Annotated in this window: 20 protein-coding genes; 12 read left to right on the top strand and 8 right to left on the bottom strand. The window is 73.7% G+C overall.

Annotated elements, in window-relative coordinates:
- Positions 1–105 precede the first annotated feature (105 nt).
- Genes MicB006_RS17630 through MicB006_RS17620 form a run of 3 tightly spaced genes read right to left on the bottom strand, consistent with a single transcriptional unit; the run spans position 106 to position 4,293 of the window.
- Entirely contained in the window at positions 106–774 is a 669-nt protein-coding gene (locus MicB006_RS17630) for a response regulator transcription factor (RefSeq protein WP_013287678.1), read from the bottom strand.
- A 7-nt stretch (positions 775–781) separates the two neighbouring features.
- Positions 782–2,476 carry a GAF domain-containing sensor histidine kinase gene (locus tag MicB006_RS17625; protein WP_116507560.1) on the bottom strand — a complete coding sequence of 565 codons (1,695 nt, stop codon included), beginning with the start codon at positions 2,474–2,476 and terminating at the stop codon, positions 782–784.
- Between the two features lie 14 nt (positions 2,477–2,490).
- On the bottom strand, positions 2,491–4,293 hold the full coding sequence (locus MicB006_RS17620; RefSeq protein WP_116511537.1) for a long-chain fatty acid--CoA ligase: 1,803 nt from the start codon (positions 4,291–4,293) through the stop codon (positions 2,491–2,493).
- A gap of 165 nt (positions 4,294–4,458) precedes the next feature.
- Between MicB006_RS17620 and MicB006_RS17615 the strand changes: the two genes are divergently transcribed.
- The 6 genes from MicB006_RS17615 (at position 4,459) to MicB006_RS17590 (ending at position 9,652) form a co-directional block, all read left to right on the top strand.
- On the top strand, positions 4,459–4,935 hold the full coding sequence (locus tag MicB006_RS17615) for an SRPBCC family protein (RefSeq protein WP_116507558.1): 477 nt from the start codon (positions 4,459–4,461) through the stop codon (positions 4,933–4,935).
- 21 nt (positions 4,936–4,956) lie between these two features.
- Positions 4,957–5,589, top strand: a complete 633-nt coding sequence (locus MicB006_RS17610) for a hypothetical protein (protein ID WP_116507556.1) — start codon at positions 4,957–4,959, stop codon at positions 5,587–5,589.
- Positions 5,590–5,653: 64 nt separating this feature from the next.
- On the top strand, positions 5,654–6,610 hold the full coding sequence (locus MicB006_RS17605) for an ROK family glucokinase (RefSeq protein ID WP_192900091.1): 957 nt from the start codon (positions 5,654–5,656) through the stop codon (positions 6,608–6,610).
- Position 6,611: 1 nt separating this feature from the next.
- Positions 6,612–7,310, top strand: a complete 699-nt coding sequence (locus MicB006_RS17600; RefSeq protein WP_116507552.1) for an endonuclease/exonuclease/phosphatase family protein — start codon at positions 6,612–6,614, stop codon at positions 7,308–7,310.
- A 55-nt stretch (positions 7,311–7,365) separates the two neighbouring features.
- A complete protein-coding gene (locus tag MicB006_RS17595) occupies positions 7,366–8,772 on the top strand; it encodes an NAD(P)/FAD-dependent oxidoreductase (protein ID WP_116507550.1) in 1,407 nt (468 codons plus the stop codon).
- 70 nt (positions 8,773–8,842) lie between these two features.
- Positions 8,843–9,652: an alpha/beta hydrolase gene (locus tag MicB006_RS17590; RefSeq protein ID WP_116511534.1), complete on the top strand. Its 810-nt coding sequence runs from the start codon at positions 8,843–8,845 to the stop codon at positions 9,650–9,652.
- A gap of 16 nt (positions 9,653–9,668) precedes the next feature.
- On the opposite strand, the gene MicB006_RS17585 is transcribed toward MicB006_RS17590, so the two are convergent.
- Positions 9,669–11,087 (bottom strand): trehalose-6-phosphate synthase, encoded by a 1,419-nt coding sequence (locus MicB006_RS17585; RefSeq protein WP_116507549.1) that lies wholly within the window; start codon positions 11,085–11,087, stop codon positions 9,669–9,671.
- Between the two features lie 161 nt (positions 11,088–11,248).
- Positions 11,249–12,088, bottom strand: coding sequence for a DUF308 domain-containing protein (locus MicB006_RS17580; protein WP_116507547.1), 840 nt, complete (start codon positions 12,086–12,088; stop codon positions 11,249–11,251).
- Between the two features lie 185 nt (positions 12,089–12,273).
- Between MicB006_RS17580 and MicB006_RS17575 the strand changes: the two genes are divergently transcribed.
- Complete coding sequence (locus MicB006_RS17575; RefSeq protein ID WP_116507545.1) at positions 12,274–12,969, top strand: 1-acyl-sn-glycerol-3-phosphate acyltransferase; 696 nt, start codon at positions 12,274–12,276, stop codon at positions 12,967–12,969.
- Between the two features lie 3 nt (positions 12,970–12,972).
- Here MicB006_RS17575 and MicB006_RS17570 read toward each other — a convergent pair whose 3' ends face one another.
- Complete coding sequence (locus tag MicB006_RS17570; protein ID WP_225980401.1) at positions 12,973–16,521, bottom strand: adenylate/guanylate cyclase domain-containing protein; 3,549 nt, start codon at positions 16,519–16,521, stop codon at positions 12,973–12,975.
- 59 nt (positions 16,522–16,580) lie between these two features.
- On the opposite strand from MicB006_RS17570, the gene MicB006_RS17565 reads away from it, so the two are divergent.
- A complete protein-coding gene (locus MicB006_RS17565) occupies positions 16,581–16,823 on the top strand; it encodes a hypothetical protein (RefSeq protein WP_116507543.1) in 243 nt (80 codons plus the stop codon).
- A 63-nt stretch (positions 16,824–16,886) separates the two neighbouring features.
- Here the strand turns inward: MicB006_RS17565 and MicB006_RS17560 are convergent, their stop codons facing one another.
- Positions 16,887–17,579, bottom strand: a complete 693-nt coding sequence (locus tag MicB006_RS17560; RefSeq protein ID WP_013287664.1) for a Crp/Fnr family transcriptional regulator — start codon at positions 17,577–17,579, stop codon at positions 16,887–16,889.
- Positions 17,580–17,826: 247 nt separating this feature from the next.
- Here MicB006_RS17560 and MicB006_RS17555 point away from each other — a divergent pair, with 247 nt between their 5' ends.
- The 4 genes from MicB006_RS17555 (at position 17,827) to proC (ending at position 20,995) form a co-directional block, all read left to right on the top strand.
- Positions 17,827–18,330: a polyadenylate-specific 3'-exoribonuclease AS gene (locus tag MicB006_RS17555; RefSeq protein WP_116507541.1), complete on the top strand. Its 504-nt coding sequence runs from the start codon at positions 17,827–17,829 to the stop codon at positions 18,328–18,330.
- A 56-nt stretch (positions 18,331–18,386) separates the two neighbouring features.
- Positions 18,387–18,890 (top strand): pyridoxamine 5'-phosphate oxidase family protein, encoded by a 504-nt coding sequence (locus MicB006_RS17550; protein ID WP_116507539.1) that lies wholly within the window; start codon positions 18,387–18,389, stop codon positions 18,888–18,890.
- 179 nt (positions 18,891–19,069) lie between these two features.
- Positions 19,070–20,098: a 6-phosphofructokinase gene (locus MicB006_RS17545; RefSeq protein WP_073831551.1), complete on the top strand. Its 1,029-nt coding sequence runs from the start codon at positions 19,070–19,072 to the stop codon at positions 20,096–20,098.
- Positions 20,099–20,176: 78 nt separating this feature from the next.
- Positions 20,177–20,995, top strand: coding sequence for a pyrroline-5-carboxylate reductase (gene proC / locus MicB006_RS17540; RefSeq protein WP_116507537.1), 819 nt, complete (start codon positions 20,177–20,179; stop codon positions 20,993–20,995).
- Between the two features lie 3 nt (positions 20,996–20,998).
- Here proC and MicB006_RS17535 read toward each other — a convergent pair whose 3' ends face one another.
- The gene (locus MicB006_RS17535; RefSeq protein WP_225980400.1) at positions 20,999–21,721 is read right to left on the bottom strand and encodes a YoaK family protein; all 723 of its coding nucleotides are present in this window, start codon (positions 21,719–21,721) and stop codon (positions 20,999–21,001) included.
- Positions 21,722–21,788 lie beyond the last annotated feature (67 nt).

Genomic DNA, 21,788 nt, shown 5'->3' with positions numbered 1-21,788 from the left:
CGTCGTCGCTATGCGTCCGGCCGTTCACCGTGCGCGGTCAGCCGCACCCGTGACGCCGAAGAGGCCCGCGTCCGTGGCGGACGGGGCCTCTTCCGGCGGTGTGCCTCAGAACTTGGGCGCGTCCGGGGCCTCGAGCAGGCCCAGCCGCAGCGCGGTCATCAGCGCCTGGGCCCGGTTGGCCGCGCCCAGCTTCTCGTAGAGCTTGGAGATGTGGGTCTTGGCGGTCGACTCGCTGACGAACAGCTGCTTGGCGATGCCGGCCACGCTCATGCCGTCGGCGAGCAGCCGCAGCACCTGGCCCTCGCGGGGGGACAGCTGCGGGCCGGACGGCGCCAGCCGGCGCTTCATCGCCTCGGCCAGGTCGGCGGCGGTGAACGCGCTGGGGGAGGAGGCGGCGTGCCGGGCGGCGGCCACCACCTCGTCGGCCGGCGCGGTCTTCGGCACGAACGCGCTCGCGCCGGCCTCCAGGGCGCCGAAGAGCTGGTCGTCGCCGGCGTACATGGTCAGCACGACGATGCCCATCGACGCGCTGGACTTGCGCAGGGCGCGGGTGGCCTCCAGGCCGCTGCCGTCGGGCAGGCGAAGATCCATGATCACCACGTCGGGCTGGAGCGCGCCGGCCTGGCGCACGCCCTCCGCGGCGGTGGCGGCCTCGCCCACGACCTCGAACTGACGGTCACGCTCGAACGCGTGACGAAGACCCTTACGGATGAGGTCGTGGTCGTCGACTAGGAGAACCTTGGTACGGGTGGCCGGTGTCGGACTGCTGGTCATCCTCGGGTTACTCCCCTTCTGCTGCTGCGGCGCTGCCGCGCACCTTATCGCGCCGGGGCGACGAACCGAGCACCACGGCCACTGTCGTCCCACTGGGTTGACGTGGCCTGATCTCCAACCGGCCTCGGATACGTTCCGCCCTCTCCGCCATGATCGCAAGGCCATAGTGCCCGTCCGGGCGCTGGTCACCGATGCCGTGACCGTCATCCGACACTTCAATTCGGGTGTACGGGGGATCCACCTCGCACGTGACCCAGAGGTTCGAGGCGCCGGCGTGCTTGCGGGCGTTCGTCACCGCCTCCTGCGCGATGCGCAGCAACTCGGCCTCGGTCGCGGCCGGCAGCCGGGCGGTGGACTCGTCGAGCGACAGGTGCACCCGCAGGCCGCCGGAGGCGCCGACGGTACGGGCGTACTCGGCGATGGCGGCGGCCAGGCCGCCGTGCCGGTCCACCTCGCTGCGCAGCTCGAACAGGCTCAGCCGCAGCTCGGTGATCACCCGGGTCACCTCCTGGCGCAGCGTGCGCAGCGAGTCGGCGGTCTCCTCCGCGTCCTCGTGCACGGTGGCCAGGGCGTTGTCGATGCCGTACCCGACCATGACCAGTTCCTGGGCGACCCCGTCGTGGATCTCCCGGGCCAGCCGCTGCCGCTCCTCGTTCGTGGCCAGCGAGCGCACCTCGTCGAAGAGCAGCGCCGCCTCCAGCCGCAGCGCCGCCGGGCCGGTCAGGGCCGTCACCCGGGACACCACCGGCGGCGGGTACGCGGCGGCGGTGTCCGCCTCGATCACCACCAGGCCGACCGTGCGCACGCCGGCCACCAGCGGCACGATCAGCGCGGAGACCTCCCCGGAGCGCCGGGAGCGGCCCTGCGAGCGGGACGAGACGGTCGGCTGCTGGCTGGCCCAGGCGTCGGCGATGGCCGAGTCGGCGTCGAGCGTGGTCTCCCAGTCGACCCGGTCCGCGCCGATCTGGGCCAGCACGACCAGCCGGCCGCCGCCGCTGGCGGAGAGCACCGCGCCCCGGTCGGTCTTCGCCACCACCCGCAGCTCCTCCAGCAGGTGCTCGGAGATGCCGCCCGGGTCCAGCGTGGCGCCGGGCAGCTGCCGGGCGACCGTACGCAGCTGGGTGAGCAGCCGGGTCGCCTCGGCGTACGGCTGGGGTTTGCCCTCGCCGCGGACCCGCATCACGCGCTGGAGCGTGCCGGCGGTGTAGAGGCCGAGACCGGCCAGGATCAGCCACTGGGCGCAGACCGCCAGGTAGCCGACCTGACCGAGCTGCGCACCACCGTCGACCTGGGTGAACGCGGCGCTGGCCACGAGCGTCGCCGCCGCCACCACGAGCAGCGCGGCGCCCTCGCGGAACCGGCGGCTCAGCGCGGTCACGGTGACCGGCACGGCGAGGTACGGCAGCACCGCCGAGGCGCCCACCCCGCCGGTGACACCGGTGAGATGGGTGTCGGCGGCGACCTGGCTGGCGGCCAGCCCGAGCACCACCACCTCGGCGAACCGGCTGATCGAGGTGAGCAGCCGGTGCTGCGGGGCGAGCACGGCGGGCAGCCCCGCGACGCCCAGCAGGGCGATCCACCAGAGCTGGGCGGGGTCGCGGGTGGCGAACAGGGTCAGGGCGGCGACCAGCGCGGGGAGAACCGCGCGGGCCGCTACCGCGAGGGGCTGCGTCTGCGGCTGGCCGGATGTGGAGGCGGGCACGTGACGGATCGTAGTCAGCGTTGGTAGATCTCCGCGATCTCCGAGGCGTACGTCTTGTGCACGACCTGCCGCTTGACCTTCAGCGACGGGGTCAGCTCACCGGTGGTCTCGGTGAAGTCCTGCGGCAGGATCCGGAACACCTTGATCGCCTCGGCCTTGGAGACCGCCTGGTTGGCCTGGTCGATCGCGCCCTGGACCTCGGCGCGCAGCGCCGCGTCCTCGCGCAGCTCGGCGATGCTCGTGGTCTCCGGGCGGCCCTGCCCGGCCAGCCACTTCGGCAGCGCCTCCTCGTCGATGGTGACGAGCGCGGCGATGAACGGCTGCCGGTCGCCGACCACCACGCACTGGCTGATCAGCGGGTGCGCCCGGACCTGGTCCTCCAGCACCGCCGGGGCGACGTTCTTGCCGCCGGCGGTCACGATGATCTCCTTCTTGCGGCCGGTGATGCTCAGGTAGCCGTCGTCGTCGAGGTGCCCGAGGTCGCCGGTGCGGAACCAGCCGTCGGCGCTGATCGCCTCGGCGGTGGCCGCCTCGTTGTGCCAGTAGCCCTGGAAGACGATGTCGCCGGCGATGAGGACCTCGCCGTCGTCGTCGATGCGGATGGTGACGCCGGGCAGGGGGCGGCCGACGGTGCCGATCCGGGTGCCGGTGGGCAGGTTGGCGGCGGCGGCCGGGGAGGTCTCGGTCAGGCCGTACCCCTCGCAGATGGTCACCCCGACGCCGCGGAAGAAGTGCCCGAGCCGCGCGCCCAGCGGCGCGCCGCCGGAGATGGCGTCGCGGCACCGGCCGCCCATCGCCGCCCGCAGCTTGCGGTAGACCAGCTTGTCGAAGAGGGTGTGCTGCGCGCGCAGCGCCAGGCCCGGACCGCCCGGCAGTTCCTGCGCCTCGCTCCACGCGATGGCGACCTTCTCCGCCCGGTCGAAGATCTTGCCCTTGCCCTCGGCCTCGGCCTTCTGCCGCGCGCCGTTGTAGACCTTCTCGAACACCCGGGGTACGGAGAGCACGAACGTCGGCTTGAAGTCCTGCAGCTCGGCGACCAGGTTCGTGGTGTCCGCGCAGTGCGCCATGGTAGCCCGGGCGTGCACCACGCCGACCTGGATGAGCCGGGCGAAGGCGTGCGCGAGCGGCAGGAACAGCAGCGTCGAGGCGCCCGGGCGGAACAGGTTCGGCAGCACCGGCACCGCGTTGGCGATGTCGGTGTAGATGTTGCGGTGGGTCAGCACGCAGCCCTTCGGCCGGCCGGTGGTGCCGCTGGTGTAGAGGATCGTGGCGACGTCGCCGGCCTTGAGCATGGAGCGGCGCGTGTCGACCTCGGCCGGGTCCACCGCCTCGCCGGCGGCGACCAGCTCGTCCACCACGCCCAGGTCGATCTGCCAGACCTCGCGCAGCTCGGGCAGCCGGTCCCGGACACCGGCGACCAGGGTGGCGTGCGCGGTGCTCTCCACCACCACGGCGACGGCGCCGGAGTCGCCGAGGATCCAGGCGGCCTGCTCGGCGCTGGAGGTCTCGTAGATCGGCACGGTGACCGCGCCGGCGGCCCAGATCGCGTAGTCGAACAGGGTCCACTCGTAGCGGGTGCGGCTCATCAGGCCGACCCGGTCGCCGGGGGAGACGCCGGCCGCGATCAGGCCGCGGGCCACCGCGACCACCTCGTCGCGGAACTGCCGGCAGGTCACCTCCTCGCGCGCCGCCGTCCCCGCGCCGGGACGGACGAACTGCACGGTGTCCGGGGCGACTTCGGCGTTTTCCCAGACCGGGTCGGTCAGGTTGGCCGCGTCGCCGACGGTGACGATCGGCGGGACGGAGAACTCGCGCACCTGCACTCCCTCGTGCTCTACCGGCGGGGGCCGGCCTGGTCGGCTCTGTCGAAACCTACCCGCACACCCCGGGGGGTCGGCCAGGGAGGTTGCCCGACCGGCTGGTGGGACGCCGTCGGCGGGTGGAGCGGCGCCGGCCGGGACGCGGCCGGGTAGCCTCCCCCCATGGCGGACTCCTCCACCCAGTCGATCATCATCGGCGCGTCACCGGATCGGGTGGCGGCCGTCATCTGCGACTTCCCCAGTTACCCCGAGTGGACCGAGGCGGTCCGCGAGGCCGAGGTGATCGAGGAGTACGAGGACGGCTACGCCAGCCAGGTCCGATTCACGCTCGACGCGGGCGTGCTGGCCGACGAGTACGTGCTGGCCTACGAGTACGCCGAGGACATCTCCCGGATCGAGTGGCACCTGGTCGCCCCGTCGAAGATGCAGCGGTCCCAGCGCGGGTCGTACGACCTGGTGGGTAACCCGGACGGGACGACCACGGTGACCTACACCCTGGAGGTGGAGCTGTCCGTGGCGATGCTCGGCATGTTCCGCCGCAAGGCCGAGAAAATGATCATGGATACGGCGTTGAAGCAGCTCAAGCGCCGGGTAGAAGCACCCGGTGCGGCGCAGGAGAACCGACCGTCGTCCCGGTAGTCACGCTGGAGGAGCCGAACCATGGGCACCACTGATCCGGGTTCGGCCCGGGAAGAGGCCGAGCGCCTCGTCGCCACACTGCTGGCCACCGCGAAGCTGGCCGCCGCCACACCGGGCTCCGGCCCCTGGGGTCCGCTCGGTGGGATCCTCTCCGGTGTCCTCGGTCACAGCGGCTCGGACCCCGGTTCCGGTCCGCGGGCGTCCGGCCCCGCCGGTTTCGCCACCGGCTCCCCGGAATGCTGTGTCTGCCCCGTCTGTCGCGGTATCGCCGCGTTGCGGGACCCGAGTCCCGAGTTCGCCGAGCGGCTCGCCACCGGCGCCGGGGACCTGGCGGCCGGTGTCGCCAGCATGCTCCGGGCGTTCACCCCGGCCGAGCCGGAGCAGCCGGCCGACACCGGCGGCGCCGCGCCGGGCGGATCGGGGGACCACGTGTGGCGCGAGGCGACCCGTACCGGGCATGATTCTCAGCCGGCACCCGAGCAGGACGTGTGGTCCGCCGCCACCCGGGGGGAGGGCGCGGCCGATGCGGGTGCCGCCGACGCCGCCGGGCCGCAGGAACCGGCGACGAGCCGGCCACCGGCCGGCCGTCCCGTGGTGCCCGCCTCGCGGGCGTCCGGCGAGGTGGGCGCGGACGCACCAGGCGACGGGGCCTGACCACCGGACATCCCGGGACCGTACGGCCGGTTCGGCCGGTTCCCGGGCAGCACAGCAGAGGGGAGTGGCAGCGGTGACGCTGACCATCGGAGTCGACGTCGGTGGCACGAAGGTGGCCGGCGGTGTCGTGGACGACGCCGGCGCGGTACTCGTGCAGACGCGACGGGACACCCCCGCCGACGACGTGGCCAAGACCCGCGACGTCATCATCGAGGTCGTCACCGAGCTGGCCGCCGGTCACGCCGTCGAGGCGGTCGGCATCGGCGCCGCCGGCTGGATCGACGCCTCCCGCTCCACCGTGCTGTTCGCCCCGAACCTGGCCTGGCGGGACGAGCCGCTGCGCACGTACGTCGGGGACGCCACCGGCCTTCCGGTGATCGTGGAGAACGACGGGAACGTGGCCGCGTGGGCGGAGTTCCGTTACGGCGCGGCCCGTGACGCCGACGACTCGATGGTCATGTTCACCATCGGCACCGGCGTCGGCGGCGGCATCGTGCTCGGCGGCGACCTGGTCCGCGGCGCCAACGGCATCGCCGCCGAGCTGGGGCACATGCTCACCGTGCCGGACGGCCACCAGTGCGGCTGCGGCCGGCTGGGCTGCATCGAGCAGTACGCCAGCGGCAGCGCCCTGGTCCGCTTCGCCCGCGCCGCCGCCCGCCAGGAGCCGCACCGGGCCGCGGCGCTGCTGGAGTTGGCCGACGGCGAGGCCGAGTCGATCACCGGCCCGATGGTGACCGCCGCGGCCAAGGGCGGCGACCCGGTCTCCACCGAGGCGTTCGCCCAGGTCGGCCGCTGGCTCGGCACCAGCCTCGCCGACATGGCGCAGATCCTCGACCCGCAGGTGCTCGTGGTGGGCGGTGGCGTGATCGACGCCGGTGACCTGCTGCTCGGCCCGACCCGCCGGTCGTTCGCCGAGGCGCTGGCCCAGCGCAGCCGCCTGCCCGTCGCCGAGGTGCGCCCGGCCGAGCTGGGCAACACCGCCGGCGTGATCGGCGCCGCCGACCTGGCCCGGCGGATCTGACATGACGGACTCGGGTGTGCCGCTGCGGGTGGTGTCGTACAACGTCCACGGACAGCGGGACGACACCGCCGCGCTGGCCGAGGTGGTCCGGGGCGCGGCCCCGGACGTGGTGATCGTCCAGGAGGGACCGCGCCGGTTCCGGTGGCGGCAGAAGTGCGCCGCGCTCGCCGAGTCGTTCGGCATGGTGGTGGCGGCCGGTGGCCTGCCGTCGCTGGGCAACGTGCTGCTGACCACCCTGCGGGTGCGGGTCACCGAAACCAGCTGCCAGCGGTATCCGCTGACCCCGGGGCGGCACATGCGCGGCGCCGCGTACGCGCGGTGCCGGGTCGGCGGCGTCGACCTGCTGCTGGCCGGCTCGCACCTGTCCACCGACCCGGCCGAGCGGCCGGCGCAGGCGGCGGCGTTCAAGCGGGAGCTGGCCGCGTCCACGCTGCCCGTGGTGGCCGGCGCGGACCTCAACGAGGGCCCGGACGGGCCGGCCTGGCAGACGGTCGCCGAGGGGCTCACCGACGCGGCGCTGGCCGCCGACCGGGCCGACCGGCACACGTTCTCCTGCGCCGACCCGCGCCGCCGCATCGACGCGCTCTTCGTCGATCCCCGGATCACGGTGGTCGACTACGACGTGGTGGACACGCCGCTGACCCGCCGCGCCAGCGACCACTTCCCGGTGCTGGTCGACCTGCTGCTGCCGACCGCCTGACCGTCCCCGGAATCGGTGGCTGGACAACGGCTGGCATTCTCGGCAGGATTTCGCGGTGTCCTCCTCCACCGAGCTCGGCCACCCCGATCCGGACCAGACGGCCGTACCGAGCCGTGCCGAACGCCCGGTCTCCGACCGGGGTGACACGGTCTGCGTCATCGGCGCCGGCGCCAGCGGCCTGACCGCCGTCAAGAACCTCCGCGAGGCCGGCTTCGGCGTGGACTGCTACGAGCGGGAGACAGGCGTCGGCGGCGCCTGGAACTGGCGGCACGACCGCAGTCCGGTGTACGCCAGCACGCACCTGATCTCGTCCCGGCCGTTCACCCAGTTCCCCGACTTCCCGATGCCGGACGACTGGCCGGACTACCCGCACCACAGCCAGCTCCTGTCCTACTTCGAGCGGTACGCCGACCACTTCGACCTGCGCCAGCACGTCTGGTTCGGCACCGAGGTGGTCCGGGTCGAGCCGGTCGGGGGGGACCGGTGGGACGTCACCACGCGCAGCACCGGCGGCTACGGTCCCGAGCGCACCTCCCGGTACGCCGCGGTGGTGCTCGCCAACGGGCACAACTGGTCGCCGAAGCTGCCCCGCTACGAGGGGCTGGAGCAGTTCCGCGGCGAGGTCATGCACGCCTCGTCCTACAAGGACCCGGCGCAGTTGCGCGGCAAGCGGGTGCTGGTGGTGGGCGCCGGCAACACCGGCTGCGACATCGCGGTCGAGGCGGCCCAGCAGGCGTCGCACTGCTGGCACTCCACCCGGCGCGGCTACTGGTACGCCCCGAAGTACGTCCTCGGCCGCCCCGCCGACCAGGTGAACGACACGCTGCTGGCGCTGCGGGTGCCGCTGCGGGTACGGCAGTGGCTCTACCACTGGACGCTGCGGCTGACCGTCGGCGACCTGACCCGGTTCGGCATGCCCAAGCCGGACCACCGCGTCTACGAGACGCACCCGATCGCCAACAGCCAGCTCGTCTACTACGTCGGGCACGGCGAGGTCACGCCGGTGCCGGACGTGGCCCGGTTCGACGACCGCGCGGTGGAGCTGACCGACGGCCGGCGCATCGACCCCGAGCTGGTCGTCTTCGCCACCGGATACCTGCCGCGCTTCGAGTTCCTCAAGGGACAGGTGCTCGGCGACGAGGACGACTCCGGGCGGCCCCGGCTGTGGCTCAACGCGTTCACCGCCGGGCATCCCACGCTCGCCGTGGTCGGCCTGGTGCAGCCGGACTCCGGCATCTTCCCCATCTCGCACTGGCAGAGCGTGCTGTTCGCCCGGCTGCTCACGCTGCGCGCCACCCGGCCGGAGCGGGCCGCCGCGTTCGACCGCAAGGTCCGCGCGGGCCTCGGCGAGCGGTACTCGGCCAAGGTCAAGGACAGCACCCGGCACTGGTTCGAGGTCGGGCACGCCGACTACCTGCGCGCGCTCCAGCGGGCGCTGCACGAGCTGGAGGGCACACGGTGAGCGCGAGGAACGCAGCGCAGCGGAGTCCCGCAGTCGCGAACGAAAGGCAGGCACTGTGACGGCCGAGCGGATGCGGGTGGTCCGGTCCTGGGAGTGGGCCCGGCCGGAGCGGCCCGCCCGCCGCGAGGTCCTCGCCGCGGTGCCGGAGCGGGAGGAGGCGAAACCGCCGCTGCTGTTCGTGCCCGGGTTCGGCCACGGCGCGTGGGCGTTCGCCGAGCACTGGCTGGGGCACGCCGCCGGTCGCGGCTTCCCGGCGTACGCGCTGAGCCTGCGCGGGCACGGCGGCAGCGAGCCGGCGCCGGAGGCGACGCTGCGTTCGTACACCCATGACGTGACGCAGGTGGCGGCGAGCCTGCCGCGGCAGGCGGTGCTGGTGGGGCACGGCGCCGGCGCCCGGGTCGTGGCGCACGCGCTGGCCCGCTACCCGGCGCGGGCGGCGGTGCTGGTGGCGCCGGTGCTCGGCGGCTGGTCGACGTTCGGCACGGCGTTGCGGCGCAATCCGGCCGGGACCGTGCCGGCGGTCTTCGGTGCCGGGCTGCGGCTCAACCGGCGGCAGCTGTTCAGCCGGGAGTTGCCCGACACCGACGCCCGGCGGCACCTGGCCCGGCTGGGCCGCGCCGGTCGGCGGGCGCAGTGGCAGCTGCTGACCGGCCGGGGTCCGGAGCCCGCGGTGGGCCGGCCGCCGGTGCTGGTGCTCGGCAGCCCGGACGACCGGGTCGTGCCGGCGTCCGCGCTGGTCCGGGCCGCCCAGCGGTACGCCTCCGCGCCGCTGCTCTTCCCCGGCATGGGACACGACCTGATGCTCGACGCCCGCTGGCGGGAGCCGATCGACGCGATCCTGGACTGGCTGGACAAGGACCCGGCGTCCACGGCGGGATGAGCGCCGGGGCGCCGGCTCAGCGGGTGGCGGCGCGGCGGCCGGCGAGCGAGCCGCTCTCCTCCAGCGCGCTCAGGTAGGACGCCGCCCAGGCGTGGATGTCGTTGCGCGCCAGGTGTTCGCGCATGGCGCCCATCCGGGCCGCCACGTCCTCCGGGCCGGCGCGCAGCGCGGCCAGCAGCCCCTGCTTGAGGCCGTCGAGGTCGTGCGGGTTGACCAGGTACGCCTGCTCCAGCTCGGAGGCGGCGCCGGCGAACTCGCTGAGCAGCAGCGCGCCGGTGCCGTCGACCCGGGCCGCCACGTACTCCTTCGCCACCAGGTTCATCCCGTCGCGCAGCGGCGTCACCGCCATCACGTCCGCGACGCGGTAGAGCGCGACCAGCTCGGCCCGGTCGAACGGCTGGGAGAGGTAGTGGATCGGCGGCTCGCCGACCCGGCCGAACTCGCCGTTGATCCGCCCGACCTGGTGCTCCACCCGGTCCCGCAGGATCTGGTACTGCGCCACCCGGTCGCGGCTGGGCACGGCCACCTGGACCAGCACGGTGTCGCGGACCTTGATGTCGCCGCTGGCGAGCAGTTCGCGGTACGCCTTGAGCCGCTGCTCGATGCCCTTCGTGTAGTCCATCCGGTCGACGCTGAGGATCACCTGTTCCGGCTGGCCGAGGTCCTGCCGGAGCCGGCGGGCCCGTTCGGCGACCTCCGGGCGCGCCGCGAGCGCGGACATCTCGGCGGTGTCGATGGCGACCGGGAAGGCGCCGATGCGCACGACCCGGCCGTCGACGCCGATCCGCCGGTCGGTCGCGGGCAGGCCGAGCACCTTGGTGGCGAGCTGGGCGAAGTTGTGCGCGGCCTGGGCCCGCTGGAAGCCGATCAGGTCGGCGCCGAGCATGCCGCGCAGCAGCTCGGCCCGGCGCGGCAACTGCATGAACAGCTCCGGCGGCGGGAACGGCACGTGCAGGAAGAAGCCGATCCGCAGGTCCGGCCGCAGGTCGCGGAGCAGGCCGGGCACCAGCTGGAGGTGGTAGTCCTGCACCCAGACCAGGCCGCCGGGCTCGGCCGTCTCGGCCGCGGCCTCGGCGAAGCGCTGGTTGACCCGCTGGTACGCCTCCCACCACCGGCGGTGGTACTCCGGCTGCTCGACGGCGTCGTGGTAGAGCGGCCAGAGGGTGGCGTTAGCGAAGCCCTCGTAGTGGTCGCGGAAGTCCTCGGCGCTCAGCGGCACGGTGTGCATGCGGACGCCGTCCACGTCCGGCAGCGCGGGGGCGGGTCCGGTGCCGCCGGCCCAGCCGACCCAGGTGGCGGGCGTCTGCCGCAGCAGCGGGTGCAGGGCGCTCACCAGGCCGCCGGGGCTGCGGCGCCACTCGAAGGCGCCGTCGGGCGCCACACTGTCGTCGATGGGGAGGCGGTTGGCCACCACCACGAGAGGGCTCTGTCGCATCGGGCATTCCGCTCAGCAGGGGACCGGCGACCCGGAAGAGACGCAAGCCGGACAGCCGGTGCGGGACGTGACGTTCAGCCTATTCCTACTGACTGTAAGTTACACGCTTGTTACGCCCGGGCCCAGGGCGAGCGGCGTCCCGCCATCCGGGCGGAGCGGCGTCAGACGACAGCGCCGTCGTCCGGGTCGTGGTCGTCCCGGTCGCCCGGGCGCAGCCGCCAGATCAGCATCACGAAACCGGCCAGGATGCCGGAGAAGCCGAGCAGCGTGACCACCGACGGGTCGACGAGCGACACCACGGTGGGGGACAGGAACAGCAGGAAGCCGAGCACGATGCAGGCGACGCCGAGCACCGCGTACTTGGAGAAGCGGGGCAGCGGGGGCGGCGGGGGCGGGGTGTAGTGCTCCTCGTCCGACGCCTCGTCGGGCAGGTTGTTGCCGAACGTGTCCAGGCCGTCCAGCAGCGAGGGCTCGTCGTGCCGGTCCCGGCTCAGCGAGACGCCGGAGATGTCGGCCGCGTACGGCAGCCGGCGCACGTCGGTGGCGGTCGGGCCGGCCGGCTCCTCGGCGCGGCTGCCGGCGGCGGCGCCCGGCGCGGGCGGGTCGTCCACGTCCTCGGCCGCGGGCCAGGGGTGGCTGCCGGCGCTCGGCGCGGTGTGGAACCCGGCCACGATCTTCGCCCACTCGGCCTCGATGTCCGGCTCGTCGGCGCGCGGCTGGTCGCCGCCGCCCTCGTCGGCGAGCTGGGTGAGGTAGTCCCGGGCGGTGGTCAGGTGCGACCTGTCGACGTAGAGCCGGTCGACCGGGCGCGCCGGGACGGTGGTGGTGCGGGTCACCGGGTTCAGGTCGGCCGAGGGCTGGAGGTAGGCCGCGATGCCACCGGCGGCGAGCACGTCCTGCAGGTGCTCGCCGACGCGTGGATCGACGTCGCCCGCGACCGCGTACTCGGCCGCGTCGAGCCCGTTGTCCCGCCGTCCCCGACGGGGCCCGCCCCCTGACACCGGACACCCCCTTCGCCGTTCCCTGCCCGTGCCCTGAATCGTGACACGTCGGCACCCGGTTCCGGGAGTGCGTTGTGGCGTGCCGCTCGTCGTTCGTACCCTCTTCCCGGACTCCTCCGGGCGCCGCCGGCGCCTGCGGGGCCACGCGGCGGCCCGCCCGCCGCCACCGAACGGGAAGGACGCCGGTGCTGTACTGGCTGCTGAAGTACGTCATCCTCGGCCCGTTGCTGAGGCTGATCTTCCGCCCGCAGGTCGAGGGACTGGAGCACGTGCCGGAGACCGGGCCGGTGATCCTCGCCAGCAATCACCTCTCCTTCTCGGATTCGATCTTCACTCCGCTGATCGTCAAGCGAAAAGTCACATTCATCGCCAAAGCCGAATACTTCACGGGTAGGGGCCTCAAGGGCTGGCTCACCAGGATGTTCTTCGTCGGCTCCGGCACCATCCCGGTCGACCGCTCCGGCGGCCGCGCCGCCCGGGCCGCCCTCGACACCCAGCTCTCGGTGCTGCGGGCCGGTGGCATCGCCGGCATCTACCCCGAGGGCACCCGGTCGCCGGACGGCCGGCTCTACCGGGGCAAGACCGGGGTGGCGCGGCTGGCGCTGGAGAGCGGTGCCCCGGTGGTCCCGATGGCCATGCTCAACTCCGACGCCATCCAGCCGACCGGCCAGATCATCCCCAACCTGGGCCGGGTGCGGATCCGCTTCGGGCCGCCGCTGGACTTCTCCCGCTACGCCGGGATGGCCGGCGACCGGTTCGTCGAGCGGGCGGTCACCGACGAGATCATGTACGAGCTGATGGAGTTGTCCGGCCGCGAGTACGTCGACACGTACGCCCAGAAGGCCAAGGGCGTCGCGGCACGGCAGCCGCTCCCGGCCTGACCCTCAGCCCGCCCCGGCGATCCGCAGCAGCCCGGCGGCGGAGTGCCGGTCGGCGAACGCGCGTACCCGGGCCAGAGTCGCCGCCGCGGCCGGTGGGTCCGCCTCGGTCAGCGGCACGACAGCCAGCGCGGACGCGATCATCTGGTCGGTGACGTCGGTCATCTCCGCGTACCCCTCGGCCGCGCCGGTGAGCAGCCGGCCCGCCCGCGCGGCGTCCCCGTCGCCCCGGGCCAGCGCCGCCTCGGCCGACCGCCCGGCCGCCCGCGCCCAGCGGGTCACCCGGGGCGCGTGGGCCAGCAGGTCGCGCACCAGCACCGCGGCGTCGCCGCCGAGCAGCGCCGCGACGTGGCCGATCGCCGGCACCCACTCGGCGAACGGGATCATCCGGGTCTGGCGCCAGTCCTCGTCCAGCTCGGTCAGCAGCGCCACCGCCTCGTCCCGGCGGCCCTGCACGGCGCGGCAGAGCGCGGCGTGCGCCAGCGTGGAGCGCAGCACGCGCTGGAAGCCGCTGCGCCGGGCCGCGACGAGCGCCTGGTCCACCAGGTCCTCGCCGCCGCCCGGGCCGGCCGGGTCGTCGCCGAGCGCCCGGATCCAGCCGGACACGGCCACGATGTGCAGGTCCCACTCGTCGGTCGGGCGCCGCGTCGACCCCTCGGCCATCCGCAGCGCCGCCGTCCAGTCCCCGCTGTAGTAGGACCGGGCCCACTGGTCGCTGAAGCTCACCGTCAGCGCGTGCTCGCCGGCCAGGTCCAGCGAGCGCTGCTCGTCGATCAGCCGGGCCGAGCCGGCCAGGTCGCCCTCCTCCTGCAGCACCCAGGCCAGGTTGTGCACCGCGCGGCGGCGGCTGGTCAGCCGCTCCACCCGGCACTCCTCGGTCACCTCGGCCAGCTCGGCGTACGCCTCCTCGGCGCCGGACTGGTAGCGGACCACGGCGAGCGTGATGCGCGCGTTCGCCCGCGCCTCGCGCAGCCCCAGCCGCTCGGCCAGCTCGGCGGCGGTGCGGGCGGCCACGCACGCCGGCTCGGTCTCCGCGTCGAGCATGTGCGCGCGGGCCAGCTCCAGCAGCACGCCCACCTTGTCCTCGCTGTCCGGCAGCGTGGCGTGCAGCCCGATCGCCTGGTCGAGGCAGCGCATCAGCTCCGAGCGGTCGGCCCGGGCGAAGGCCGCCGTGGCCAGCAGCCGCCACGCCTTCGCCGCGCCGGGCCGGTCACCGGCGTCGGCCAGCCGGCCGGCCAGCGTGGTGAGCAGCGCCGTCCCGCCGCCGTCGAGGAAGCCGTCGCGGTCCCGGTAGAACGCCAGCTCGGCCTGGAACAGCTCGAGCGCCGGGTCCGGACCGCACTCCACGCTCAACGCGCGGTCCACCAGCGTGGCAGCGGTCTCCAGCGCGTGCAGGTCGTACGCCCGGCGTGCGGCCCGGTGCAGCGCGGACCGGGTCGCGGCGGCGTGCGGGGCCTGGTCCAGGCCGACCGTACGGGCGATCTCGTGCGCCGCCCACCTGTGGTTGGCCAGCACCTCGGCCCGGTCGTGCTGCCGGCCGTCGGCGAGCTGCTCCAGCCAGTCGGCGGTGCGCTGGTGCCGGGCGACCCGCTCGGCCCGGGGCAGCCGCTGATAGCAGACGTCGCGGACCAGCACGTGCCGGAACCGGTACTCCGCCTGGCCGGGCATCGTCGAGACGGGCAGCTCGTAGACGAGGTCGCGGCGCTGGAGGTGGTGCAGCGCCCGTTCGACCCACTCCGCCGGACGGCCGAGCGCCAGCGCCACCGGCGCCGCCCAGAACTGCACGCCGACCACCGAGGCGGCCTGGAGCACCGCGCGGTCGGCCGGGTCGAGCAGGTCCAGCCGGTTGGCGATGACCGCCTGCACGGTGCGCGGCATCCCGGCGCCCCCGACCGGGTCGACGAGCGCGAGCGCGGCGGTCCGCTCGGCCAGCCCGCCGTCGAGCAGCATCCGCGCGTACTCCTGGGCGTAGAGCGGGTTGCCGTCGGCGAACTCGATCAGCGGCGCCCGCGCGTCCTGCGGCAGCGTGGCCTGGCCGAGCAGCAGCGAGTAGAGCGTGTCGATGTCGCCGTCGTGCATCGGCGGCACCGAGATGGACATCGCCCCGCTGATCGTGCCGGTCCAGGCCGGGTGCTGCTCGCGCAGCTCCGGCCGGGCGGTCGCGACGACGAGCAGCGGCACGTTGCGGGCGGCCGCGCCGAGCTGCTCGACGAAGGACAGCATCGCCTCGTCGGCCCAGTGCATGTCCTCGAAGACGAGCACCGTGGGACCGGTCGCGGCCAGGGCGAGCAGGAAGCGCCGCCACGCCGCCTCGGTCTCGGCCGAGGTGAGCCGTTCGCCGGAGACGCCGACGAGCGGGCCCAGCGCCTCGGCCAGCCGTACCGCGTGCGGGTCGGCGAGGCGGCCCAGCCGCTCGCGCAGCCGGTCCCGGATGGTGGCCGGGTCGTCGGCGCCGGTCAGTCCGGTCCAGCTCCGGACGATGTCGGCCAGCGCGGCGTAGGTGACGTTCTCGCCGAACGGCGGGCACTGGCCGGTCAGCCAGGTGACCCGGGTGCCGGGCAGGCTGGCGGCGTGCCGGGCCAGCTCACGCAGCAGCCGGCTCTTGCCGACCCCGGCCGGGCCGAAGACGGTGAGCAGCTGCGAGGTGCGCTCGGTCAGCGTGCGGTGCAACGCGCTGACCAGCAGGCCCCGCTCGTGGTCCCGGTCGACCATCGGGGTCAGCTCGGCGGTCTGCCCGTCGCGCCGGGGCCGTGCCCGTACGGCCAGCCAGATCCGGCTCACAGTGGACCGGCCGCGCAACGTCACCGGCGGCTGGTCGTCGTACTCCATCTCGCGCCGGGTGGCCGCCCAGGTGCTCTCGTCCACCACCACGCCGCCGACCGGGGCGAGCCCCTGCAACCGGCTGGCGGTGTTCACCACGTCGCCGGTGACGAACGCCTGGCCGCCGTCGCGCGCCGCGGCCAGGTCGACGAGGGCCTCGCCGGTGGCGATGCCGACCCGGAATCCGAGCGGTGGATGCGGTCCGGCCGGCTGCCGGGCCAGGCTGCGTTGCAGCTCCAGTCCGGCGCGTACGCAGCGCAGCGCGTCGTTGTCGGTGGCCACCGGCGCGCCGAACAGCGCCATGACGGCGTCGCCGATGTACTTCTCCACCACGCCGCCGTACTGGTGCACCAGCCGGCGCACCGTGGCGAAGTAGGCCTGTTGCAGGCCGCGAGCCTGCTCCGGGTCGGCCCGTTCGGCGTATGTCGTGAAGTCGACGATGTCGATGAAGAGCACGCTCACCTGGCGGCGGTCCTCCTGCACCGCGACCGCGTGGTCGCGCAGCGGCTGGCCGCAGTTGGTGCAGAAGTTGGCGCCGGTGTCGTTGGCGTGGCCGCAGGATGGGCAGGCCGCAGCCAGCGGACGGCCGCACCCACCGCAGAAACGGTCGTCCGGCCCGGCGGTCCGGGCGCAGTGTCCACAGGTGAGGTCGATGTCCGGCTCCGTACGCGTGAGGTCCCCAGTGTCCCGCGTGGCCGTCGCAGTCGGGTACCCGACGTGTCGGCGGGACGTCACGGCTGTTCGGCCGGGTCTAGTCTCCCCTAGCAGGAAGTCCCGTCGACAGGGAGATTGCCGTGCACGTCCGGCTGTCCGCCTCATGGACCGATCCACGGGGGACGGTGTGGGCCGTCGGTGACACGGTCGACGTGGACGCCGTAACCCTCGCCGAACTGGAGGAAAAAGGCATGGTGGAGCAGCCCGCGGGCAGCGGATCGACCGAGACCACGACCACCACGACGACCCCGCCGAAGAAGACCGACCCGTCGAAGATCGGCCCGGGCCCGAGCGCGCCGCCGGCCGACACCGACAACGACTGACCGGGCGTACGACGAACGCGGCGGGGGCCGGCGGGACGACCGCCGGCCCCCGCCGTCGTCGCGTCAGCGGTCGTTCATGCCGGCCCGGCGGCGCAGCGCGGCCACGTCGGTGACCACGATCCGGCGTCCCTCGGTACGCAGCCAGCCGCGGCTGGCGAAGGAGCCGATGGCCTGGTTGACGCTCTGCCGCGAGCCGCCGGCCATCTCGGCGAGCTGGCTCTGGTTCAGCTCGATCGTGATCATCGGGGCCTGGCTCTCGCCGGCCAGCCGGACCAGCGTCTTGGCCACCCGGCCCGGCAGGTCGAGGAAGACGTGGTCGGCGTTCTGCTCGGTGAGCCGCCGGATCAACTGGCCGAGCGAGCGCATCACCGCGTCCAGGATGCGCGGGTTGGAGTGCACCAGCTCCATGAAGGCGGGCCGGGACAGCGCCAGCGCGGCGCAGTCCTCGATCGCCTCGGCCGACGCCGAGCGGGTGGAGGCGTCCAACAGGGACACCTCGCCGAGCACGTCCGGGGGTCGGATCACCGACAGCACCGCGCGCTCACCGGTCGGCGCGGTGCGGAACACCGCCACCGCGCCGCGGCGCAGCACGATCAGCGACTCGCCGGGGTCGTTCTCGACGAAGAGCAGCTGGCCCTTGCGGTAGGTGCGCGGCACGGCCGCGGCGATGACCCGCTGCCGCACCTCCGGCTCCAGCCCGGCGAACATCTCCACGCCCGTGAGCGCGTCACCTGGCTCCGGCAGGCGAGACTCCACGGCCCAACCCCTCCCCGGTCAGAAGTCACAACTCGCACACCGGGTGAAGCTGTCAGTCCCGGTACGAAGCAGCTCAACCGGTTCGGCGCCCGACGGCGGTACACATCAGATCATGACGCTCTCGTCGCGTGCTGTACACCCCCGGAAACACTTCCGTGACCATGCCCGGCCGCCGCCGGCACCGCCGCCGACCTCGGTGGACGCCCCGGCGACCGGCCCGTGCCGGTGATGGGCGAGGATGAGGGCGATGGTTTACCGCTATTTCTACGACTGCGAATTCATCGAGGACGGCCGCATCGTCGACCTGGTGTCGATCGGCGTCGTCGACGAGTACGGCCGCGAGTTCTACGCGGTCTCCACCGAGTTCGACGACTCCCGGGCGGTGCCCTGGGTGCGGCGCAACGTGCTGGACAAGCTCCCCTCGCCGGCCGACCGGGCCTGGCGCTCGCGCGAGCGCATCCGCGACGACCTGTACGACTTCCTGCTGGAGCCGGTGCGGGACCGGCCGGGCGAGCAGCTGGAGCTGTGGGCCTGGTACGCCGCGTACGACCATGTCGTGCTGGCCCAGCTCTGGGGCGCGATGCCGGCTCTGCCCCGGGAGATCCCCCGGTTCACCAAGGAGCTGCGCCAGCTCTGGGACGACAAGGGCCGTCCCCGGCTGCCGGACGCCGAGGCCGACCGGCACGACGCGCTCGTCGACGCGAGGCACAACCTGGCTCGGTGGCGGGCGATGACCGCGCGGGAGGTTTGACCCGTTCCGCCCCGGGCACCGCAGCGGCATCACGCCGATCGGAGACAGGAGTGCCCATGAGCAACGAGCCGACCACCGCAGCGGACGCCCGCCGCCGGGTCACCGAGCTGATCCGGGACGCCCGGATCTGCCTGCTCACCACCACCGGCGTGGACGGGCGGCTGGTCAGCCGGCCGATGGGGCTGCAGGAGGCGGAGTTCGACGGGGATCTGTGGTTCTTCGCGTACGCCGACTCCGCCAAGATCCGGCAGATCCGGGTCAACCCCCAGGTCAACGTCGGTTTCTCCGACCAGCGCCACCACGCCTGGGTGTCGGTGGCCGGCACCGCCACCGAGGAGTGGGACGCCGGCCGGGCGAAGGAGTTGTGGAACCCGCTGCTCAAGGTGTGGTTCCCGGACGGCCTGGAGACGCCGGGGATCACGTTGATCAAGGTGCACGCCGGTTCGGCGGAGTACTGGGACTCGCCCGGCAGCACCGTGGTCAACCTGCTCGGCTTCGCCAAGGCGGCGGTGACCGGCAAGCCGCCGAAGGCGGGGGAGAACCGCGAGGTCAGCTACTGACGGGTAGGGCCGTCCGTCGTCCGGAACGGCCCGGGGTGCGGTGTCGGCGTACACGTGTGGCGACTACAGTGCGCAGTGACGGCCCGCCCCGGGCCGGCAACGGCGCCGATGGTCTGATCTGACACATATCCTGGGGCTTATCCGGGCTTCACCTGATGCTCCAGGAGGATGAGCAGATCATGCGTATCGGCGTGCTCACCGGCGGCGGCGACTGCCCAGGTCTCAACGCGGTGATTCGGGCGGTGGTCCGCAAGGGCGTCGCCACCTACGGTCACGAGTTCGTGGGCTTCCGGGACGGCTGGAAGGGCCCGCTCGAGGGCCTGACCAAGCCCCTGGGCATCCCCGAGGTGCGCGGCATCCTGCCCCGCGGCGGCACCATCCTCGGCTCGTCCCGCACCAACCCGTTCAAGATCGAGAACGGCGTGGAGCGGATCAAGGAGAACCTGGCCGCCCAGGGCGTGGACGCGCTGATCGCGATCGGCGGCGAGGACACCCTCGGCGTCGCCACGAAGCTGCACGAGCTGGGCGTCCACGTCATCGGCGTGCCCAAGACGATCGACAACGACCTGGGCGCCACCGACTACACGTTCGGCTTCGACACCGCCGTGAACATCGCGATGGAGGCGATCGACCGGCTGCACACCACCGCGGAGAGCCACCACCGCACGCTCGTGGTCGAGGTCATGGGCCGGCACGCCGGCTGGATCGCGCTGCACGCCGGCCTCGCCGGCGGCGCCAACGTGATCCTGCTGCCGGAGCGGCAGTTCGACGTCGAGCAGGTCGCCGGCTACGTCGAGAAGCGCTTCCAGCACCAGTACGCCCCGATCGTCGTGGTCGCCGAGGGCGCCCAGCCGCTGGACGGCCAGATGGTGCTGCACAACCAGGAGCTGGACGCGTTCGGCCACGTCCGCCTGGGCGGCATCGGCCAGTGGCTCGCCGAGCAGCTGGAGGCCAAGACCGGCAAGGAGGCCCGCACCGTGGTGCTCGGCCACATCCAGCGCGGCGGCACCCCGACCGCGTTCGACCGGGTGCTCGCCACCCGGCTCGGCCTGCAGGCCATCGACGCGGTGCACGAGGGCGACTGGGGCAAGATGGTCGCGATGCAGAGCACGGACATCGTCCGCGTCCCGCTGGCCGACGCCACCCGTGAGCTGAAGACCGTGCCGCTGGAGCGGTACGCCGAGGCCGAGGTCTTCTTCGGCAGCTGACCGACGGCGTACGGCGTGGCGGGCCGGTGATCCGGCCCGCCACGCCACGCCCACGCGACCCGGGAAGGGGTACGGCTGATGGCACGCGAGGTGCACACGGTCGCGGTGATCGGCGCCGGCAAGATCGGTGAGCTGATGCTCTCCGGGCTGTTGCGCTCCGGCTGGCCGGTGGAGCGGCTGCTCGCCACCGCGCGGCGCCCCGCCCGGGCGCAGGAGCTGGCCGACCGCTACGGCGTGCGGGTGGTGGACAACCTCACGGCGGTGACCGAGGCCGAGGTGCTCGCGGTGTCGGTCAAGCCGCAGGACGCCGCGGCGCTGCTGGACGAGATCGGCCCGAAGGTGCCGGCCGACAAGCTGGTCATCTCGCTCTGCGCCGGCCTGCCGACCGCGTTCTTCAACCGCCGGCTGCCCGAGGGCACCCCGGTGGTCCGGGTGATGACCAACACCCCGGCGCTGGTCGACCAGGCGATGAGCGCCATCTCGGCGGGCGCGTACGCCACCGGCGAGCACCTGGCCCTGGCCGAGGAGATGTTCTCCCCGCTCGGCTCGACCGTGCGGGTGCCCGAGTCGCAGCAGGACGCGGTCACCGCGCTCTCCGGCTCCGGTCCCGCCTACTTCTACCTGCTGGTCGAAGCCATGATCGACGCCGGCATCCTGCTCGGCCTGCCGCGCCAGGTGGCGCACGAGCTGATCGTGCAGACCGCTATCGGCTCGGCGGTGATGTTGCGCGACTCCGGCGAGCACCCGGTGAAGCTGCGCGAGGCGGTGACCTCGCCGGCCGGCACCACCATCTCGGCGATCCGCGAGCTGGAGAACCACGGCGTACGCGCGGCAATGCTGGCGGCGCTGGAGGCGGCCCGGGACCGGGCCCGGGAGCTCGCCGCCCAGGCCGACTGACGCTCAGCCGGGACGCGATGCCGGTCCCGGGTGCCGCCGGAGCAGCAGCACCAGCAGGGCCAGGGCGAGCGTCCCCCACAGCGGCACCCAGCGGGGCCGGTGCTGGGCGAGCGTGCCGACCGCGCCGCCGACGCTGTAGCTGACCAGGGCGAGCAGCCCGAGCAGGGTGCCCCGCCGGGCCCGGCCCCGCCCGGCGGTGGGGCCGAGCAGCCAGCGGGCGGCCCGCTCGCCGGTCTTCGTCGTGGTGTCCGACTGGTAGGTGATCGGCGTCGCGATCCCCGCGGTACGGCTCGCCACCGTGGTCAGGCTGCCCATGGCAGCGGCTCCGGCGGCGGCGAGCAGCACTCGTACTGCCGTGCCGTCCCGGCCGTACGCGAGCGCCAGGTTGAGCACTGTCCAGACCACCATGGTGATCTCGGTGACGGCGATGTCCACCAGCGGCGCCGTTGTCGACCCGGTGCGGCCGCGGAGCAGGCTGACCAGCCCGGCGGCGGTGGCGAACGCGACGATCGACGCCGCGGAGACGGGCCACGTGGGGTGTCCGCCGGCCGGTCCCATGCCGAGGAAGATGGCGTTTCCGGACTGGTTGGCGACGAACGCGCCGTACCGCAGGAACGCGAAGGCGTCCAGCGCGCCGGCGGTGACGACGGCGAGGACCAGCGCCGCGAGCGGGTACCGGAACTCGCGGTAGGAGTCCGCGGGGCCGTACGGCGCCGACCGGTTCACCCGTCCCCCGTCCGTGTGCAGGAGCAGCCCCGGCAGCGTCCGGAAGTTTCGCTGTCGGGCTGCCGCG

Source organism: Micromonospora sp. B006 (assembly GCF_003408515.1).
GTDB lineage: Bacteria > Actinomycetota > Actinomycetes > Mycobacteriales > Micromonosporaceae > Micromonospora > Micromonospora echinospora_A.
The sequence above is the reverse complement of the archived record's forward strand: the minus strand, read 5'-3'. Positions and strand labels throughout refer to the sequence as shown.